This window comes from Polaromonas sp. (assembly GCF_030689685.1).
Taxonomy (GTDB): domain Bacteria; phylum Pseudomonadota; class Gammaproteobacteria; order Burkholderiales; family Burkholderiaceae_C; genus Polaromonas.
The window spans coordinates 1-6020 of record NZ_JAUYEY010000034.1 but is presented as its reverse complement, the minus strand read 5'-3'; the positions used below and the strand labels follow the sequence as shown (position 1 = coordinate 6020).

Annotated in this window: 5 protein-coding genes; 4 read left to right on the top strand and 1 reads right to left on the bottom strand. The window is 58.3% G+C overall.

The window, feature by feature from the left end; genetic code table 11:
* The first annotated feature begins 239 nt into the window (after positions 1–239).
* From pssA to pbpG, 4 genes are all read left to right on the top strand, one after another.
* The gene (gene pssA, locus Q8O29_RS09330; protein ID WP_305562099.1) at positions 240–1052 is read left to right on the top strand and encodes a CDP-diacylglycerol--serine O-phosphatidyltransferase; all 813 of its coding nucleotides are present in this window, start codon (positions 240–242) and stop codon (positions 1050–1052) included.
* 217 nt (positions 1053–1269) lie between these two features.
* On the top strand, positions 1270–2961 hold the full coding sequence (gene leuA, locus Q8O29_RS09325; RefSeq protein WP_305562097.1) for a 2-isopropylmalate synthase: 1692 nt from the start codon (positions 1270–1272) through the stop codon (positions 2959–2961).
* 45 nt (positions 2962–3006) lie between these two features.
* Positions 3007–4545 carry a 2-isopropylmalate synthase gene (locus Q8O29_RS09320; RefSeq protein WP_305562095.1) on the top strand — a complete coding sequence of 513 codons (1539 nt, stop codon included), beginning with the start codon at positions 3007–3009 and terminating at the stop codon, positions 4543–4545.
* Positions 4546–4739: 194 nt separating this feature from the next.
* On the top strand, positions 4740–5801 hold the full coding sequence (pbpG, locus tag Q8O29_RS09315) for a D-alanyl-D-alanine endopeptidase (RefSeq protein ID WP_305562093.1): 1062 nt from the start codon (positions 4740–4742) through the stop codon (positions 5799–5801).
* On the opposite strand, the gene Q8O29_RS09310 is transcribed toward pbpG, so the two are convergent.
* Positions 5770–6020, bottom strand: a 251-nt coding sequence (locus tag Q8O29_RS09310; RefSeq protein WP_305562091.1) for a hypothetical protein, incomplete at its 5' end; no start/stop codon positions are given. The two genes, pbpG and Q8O29_RS09310, sit on opposite strands and share 32 nt — an antisense overlap.

The window sequence follows — 6020 nt, the reverse complement described above, 5'->3', positions numbered from 1 at the left end:
CGTGCTGACCATCGCTTGGTTCGACACGATGGGATTGCCCCGACTCTCATGACCTCAACTTCTCGAACCGCCCGGTGCGGGCCCGCATGCCGGGTGGTGTGGGAGGGGTCCGGTCAGCGATGATCGGCCCCTATCCCGATTTCAGTAGACTGCCGTTTGGTATCCTCTGGGCATGACCGAATCACTCTCTGCGCCGCACCCCGAGCGCATCACCTTTCCCGCAACCCGGAGCATCTTCCATGCATGACGGCCACGACTCTGACCTTGATGCTGCGGAAGTTGTGCCGCGCAAGCGGCGCAAGGGTATCTACATCTTGCCCAACCTGTTCACGCTGGCTGGGCTGTTCGGCGGTTTTTACGCCATCGTGATGGCCATGAATGGACGCTTTGACCAGGCGGCGATTGGCGTGTTTTCTGCCATGGTGCTCGACAGCTTGGATGGCCGCGTGGCGCGCATGACCAACACCCAAAGTGCTTTTGGCGAGCAGATGGATTCATTGGCCGACATGGTGTCGTTTGGTGCGGCGCCGGCGCTGATTGCCTATGTCTGGGCCCTGACCGGCCTGGGGCGCTGGGGCTGGATTGCTGCCTTTGTCTATTGCGCGTGTGCTGCGCTGCGGCTGGCCCGCTTTAACGTCAACACGGCAGTCGTTGACAAACGGTTTTTTCAGGGCCTGCCTTCACCGGCTGCGGCGGCTCTGGTGGCCGGCTTCATATGGCTGATGGATGAAGCGGGTTTGCAGGGTGAGGACGTACGCTGGTACATGTTCGCCCTGACACTTTATGCAGGATTGACCATGGTCACGAACGTGCCTTTTTACAGCTTCAAGGACCTCAGCATCAAGCGCAGTGTCCCATTTGCCGTGATTGTTTTGATTGCGCTGGGCATTGCCGTGATCAACATTGATCCGCCGACGGTGATGTTCGGCTTGTTTGTGATTTACGGTTTTTCGGGTTACGTACTTTACGGCTGGCGCAAGGCCAAGGGCCTGCAGACCAGCGTGATTTCGACCTCGACCGATGAGCCTGATGAACGCGGCCTGCACAAATAAACCCGTCGTCCGGTGGGAATTCCGGATGACGGCATCTGAAAATTTTGTGATACATTGCGCACCATGAATCAAATTTCGCTAGCACTACTGCTATCTGCCAACGGGCGGAGACGGTAGCGCGCACGCGTACACCCAATTCAACGGCCCGTTTGCACCAGCAACGGGCCGTTTTTCTTTGGGTTGCTGGGTTTGGAATGTCACAGTGGATGAGATGAACATGTTGAAAACACCTTCAAGCAAATACAAGTCCTTTCCTCCGGTTCGCCTGGCCGACCGTAGCTGGCCGGACGTGGTGCTGAGCCGGGCGCCGATCTGGTGCAGCGTGGACCTGCGTGACGGCAATCAGGCGCTGATCGAGCCGATGGACATACCGCGCAAGCTCAGAATGTTCGACACGCTGGTGAAGATCGGCTTCAAGGAAATCGAGGTCGGTTTTCCTTCGGCTTCGCAGGTCGAGTTCGACTTTTTACGCAGATTGATTGATGAAAACCTGATCCCGGCAGATGTCACCATCCAGGTGCTGACGCAGGCCCGTGAACCCTTGATCCGGCGCACGTTTGAAGCTCTTCGGGGTGCACCGCGCGCCATCGTGCATCTCTACAACGCGACTGCGCCGGTCATGCGCCGGGTGGTGCTGGGCATGAACGAAGACGAGATTGTCAAATTGGCGACCGACAATGCGCGGCTGTTCAGTGAACTGGCCGCAGCGCAGCCGCAAACGCAATGGACCTTCCAGTATTCGCCTGAAATGTGGTCTGGCACCGAACTTGAATTTTCCAAACGCGTGGTCGATGCCGTCACTGCGGTTTGGCAGCCCACGTCCGAGCACAAGTGCATCATCAACCTGCCCTCGACGGTCGAACACTCAACGCCCAACATCTTTGCCGACATGATGGAATGGATGCACCGTCATCTGGCGCGGCGCGACGCCATCGTGCTGTCGGTGCATCCGCACAATGACCGCGGAACCGGGACCGCCGCTGGCGAATTTGCGCTGATGGCAGGGGCAGACCGCATCGAAGGCTGCCTGTTCGGCAACGGCGAGCGCACCGGCAATGTGGACTTGGTCAACATCGCGCTCAACCTCTACACACAGGGCGTAGCGCCTGGCCTGGATTTCTCGGAAATCGACGAAATCCGTCGCACTGTCGAGCATTGCAACCAGTTGCCGGTGCATCCACGCCATCCTTATGCGGGTGACCTGGTCTACACCTCGTTTTCGGGCTCGCACCAGGACGCGATCAAGAAGGCCTTCGCTGCACGCAAGGAGGACGACATCTGGGACATGCCTTACCTGCCGATCGATCCGAAGGACCTGGGCCGCAGCTACGAGGCGGTGATCCGCGTGAACAGCCAGTCGGGCAAGGGCGGCATTGCCTACCTGCTCGAAAGCGAGTTTGGCCTGGAGCTTCCGCGCCGCCTGCAGATCGAGTTTAGCCAGGTGGTGCAGGGCGTGATGGACGCGACCGGCAAGGAGTTGACGGCGCAGGACCTGTTCGCATTGTTTGAAAAGGAATACGGCTTGCAGAGTGTTCCGGCGCCGCAGCACCTGGTGATTGAGGAAGTGGTCAGCGCCGGCGCCAAGTCCTTCAACATCCGGGCCGATGTGCAGCTTCACGGCGCTTCCCATCAAGTCGAAGGTGCAGGTACCGGCCCGATTGACGCTTTTGTGGCCGGGCTCAACAGCGCTACCGGCCATGCCGTGCGTGTGCTGGATTACCACGAGCATGCCATCGGCTCGGGTGCCGCTGCGCAGGCAGTGGCCTACCTGGAGCTGCGCGTCAACAGTCAGACCTTGTTTGGTGTCGGTATGGACGGCAACATCGTGTCGGCCTCACTGAAAGCCATTGTTTCGGGCCTGCAGCGCGCCAGCACTCTGCAGGCAGTCGCCGTTAACATAGAGGATTGAGTTGCATTTCAACGACGTACCGCGAGCACGCAGCAGGAGCCAGCCATGACCGACAAACTGATTATTTTCGACACCACCTTGCGCGACGGCGAACAGTCGCCCGGCGCGTCCATGACGCGCGACGAGAAACTGCGCATTGCGCGCCAGCTGGAACGCCTGAAAGTCGATGTGATTGAGGCCGGTTTCGCAGCGAGCTCCAACGGAGATTTTGAGGCGGTAAAGGCAATTGCCAACGCCATTAAAGATTCCACCATCTGCTCGCTGTCGCGCGCCAATGACCGCGACATCTCCCGCGCTGCCGAAGCGCTCAAGGGCGCCAACCGCGCGCGCATCCACACCTTCATCGCCACCAGTGCACTGCACATGGAAAAAAAGCTGCGAATGACGCCCGAGCAAGTGCTGGAGCAGGCCAAACTGTCGGTGCGCTTTGCACGCAACCTGGTGGCCGACGTTGAGTTCAGCCCGGAAGACGGTTACCGCAGCGACATGGACTTTCTGTGCCGCGTACTTGAAGCCGTGATCGTCGAGGGCGCGACCACCATCAACGTGCCTGATACCGTCGGATATGCGGTGCCCGAGCTGTATGGCAACTTCATCAAAACCCTGCGTGAACGCGTGCCCAACAGTGACAAGGTCATCTGGTCGGTGCACTGTCACAACGACCTCGGTATGGCCGTGGCCAACTCGCTGGCTGGTGTCAAAATCGGCGGCGCGCGCCAGGTCGAATGCACGATCAACGGCTTGGGTGAACGCGCCGGCAACTGCTCGCTCGAAGAAATCGTCATGGCCGTGAAAACGCGCCGCGACTATTTCAAGCTCGACATGAATATTGACCCGCTGCACATCGTGGCCGCTAGCCGCATGGTCAGCCAGACCACCGGTTTTGTGGTCCAGCCGAACAAGGCCGTGGTTGGCGCCAACGCGTTTGCGCATGCGTCCGGCATTCACCAGGACGGCATGCTCAAGGCGCGTGAAACCTACGAGATCATGCGTGCGGAGGACGTGGGCTGGAGCTCCAACAAGATGGTGTTGGGCAAGCTCAGCGGCCGCAACGCCTTCAAGCAGCGCTTGCAGGACCTGGGCATCCAGATGGACAGCGAGGCTGACACCAATGCCGCGTTTGCGCGTTTCAAGGAACTGGCCGACGGCAAGAGTGAAATTTTCGACGAGGACATCCTGGCGCTGGTTAGCGACGAAAGCGTCACGCATGAGAAAGAGCAGTACGGCTTTGTTTCACTGTCCCAGCACAGCGAAACTGGCGAGCGCCCGCAGGCCAGTGTGGTGTTCACCGTGGACGGCAAAGAAGTCAGGGGCGAATCCGACGGCAACGGTCCGGTCGATGCCTCGCTCAAGGCCATCGAAACGCATGTTAAAAGCGGCGCCGAGATGGTGCTGTATTCGGTCAATGCGATCAGCGGTTCCACCGAAAGCCAGGGTGAGGTTACGGTTAGGCTCCAAAATAGCGGCCGTGTCGTCAACGGCGTGGGTGCCGATCCGGACATCGTGGTTGCTTCGGCCAAGGCTTATTTGAGTGCCCTGAACAAATTGCAAAGCAAAGCGGACCGGGTGGCAGCCCAAGGCTAAGACCCTGCTGACGACAAAGTCCTTTTAAATCAATAACTTAGTAATTTTTTGTTGATTTGCATGGGGATGCAAGTTAAAACCAGCATCGAGTTAAGCGTTGCGTTTAGGAAAGTCACGCAAACGATTGATATTGCGTGACTTTTTCTATCTGTATACACTCCAGCATCGCACTAATCGCAACTGGAGGCGAATCAATGGCCAACACGCTGAACCTGATATTCAAACGGAGCTTACAACTCGTTGGACTTCTTACTTTTTCGGTCGCCTTGGTTTTTCCGGTGGCGTCGGACGCGGCCCCTGCCAAGCGCCAGGTGGTCAAAAAATCCCAGGCCACCAAGACGGTCTCCAAAAAAGTCGTCTCCACCCGCAAGAGCGTTCGTGTTGTTGCTAAATCCCCGCGCAAGCCCATCATCGTCGCGACACCTGCGCGACCTTCGTTTGGGCAGATTGCCGGCCTGCACAGCGCGCAGGATCCGCTGGACCTGAAGTCCAGCGTGGCGCTGGTGATCGACCAGGATACGCATGAAATTCTGTTCAGCAAAAACGACCACGCCGTGTTGCCGATTGCGTCCCTGACCAAGTTGATGACCGGCATGATCATCAGCGGCGCCCAATTGCCCATGGACGAAAGCATCACCATCACGCAAGACGACGTAGACACGGAAAAGGGCAGCCGCTCACGCCTGCGCGTTGGCTCCAGCCTGACCCGCGGCGAACTGCTGCATTTGGCCCTGATGTCCAGCGAAAACCGCGCAGCGCATGCATTGGGCCGTACCTACCCCGGTGGTATGCCTTCGTTTGTCAATCTGATGAACGCCAAGGCCAAACTGTTGGGTATGAAGGGCACCCGTTACGTCGAGCCGACCGGCCTGTCCAGCCAGAACCAGTCCAACGCGCAGGACCTGGCCACCTTGGTCAATGCCGCACACGCAGACCCGGTGCTTCGCGAACTCTCCACGTCCACCGGTTACCAGGTGGCGGTGGGCCGGCAGACCCTGCAGTACAACAACACCAACCGGCTGGTCAAAAACCCCGACTGGGACATTGGCTTGCAAAAGACCGGCTACATCTCGGAAGCAGGCCAGTGCCTTGTCATGCAGACAAAAATTGCAGGCCGCAAGCTGATCATGGTGTTTCTGGATTCGGCCGGCAAACTCAGCCGCCTTGGTGATGCCGAACGTGTTCGCCGGTGGGTCGAGTCGCAGCCGGCTAATATGCCTAAGATCAGCGCAGCCGCCAGACCCAGCAACGGCTGAAACGGCGCAAAGCCCGTTCTTCAGCTTCTGCGGCTGGCGTTGTCACTATCTTATTGATAGCTGCTAACGCTTGATGGACTAATTCCATTTCCACAACATTAGTGCAATAATATCCTCCATCATACTTGATGGAGAAAGTCATGGCACGTCCAGTTACCGGGGATGATGAGACGATCGAAATTGCGCAAATAGCGATCTCGCAAGCCACAACGATGGATG

Excerpts from the sequence above, each read along its gene's own strand:
- pssA (WP_305562099.1), top strand. The coding sequence starts at position 240 with ATGCATGACGGCCACGACTCTGACCTTGATGCTGCGGAAGTTGTGCCG.
- pbpG (WP_305562093.1), top strand. The coding sequence starts at position 4,740 with ATGGCCAACACGCTGAACCTGATATTCAAACGGAGCTTACAACTCGTT.
- Q8O29_RS09320 (WP_305562095.1), top strand. The coding sequence starts at position 3,007 with ATGACCGACAAACTGATTATTTTCGACACCACCTTGCGCGACGGCGAA.
- leuA (WP_305562097.1), top strand. The coding sequence starts at position 1,270 with ATGTTGAAAACACCTTCAAGCAAATACAAGTCCTTTCCTCCGGTTCGC.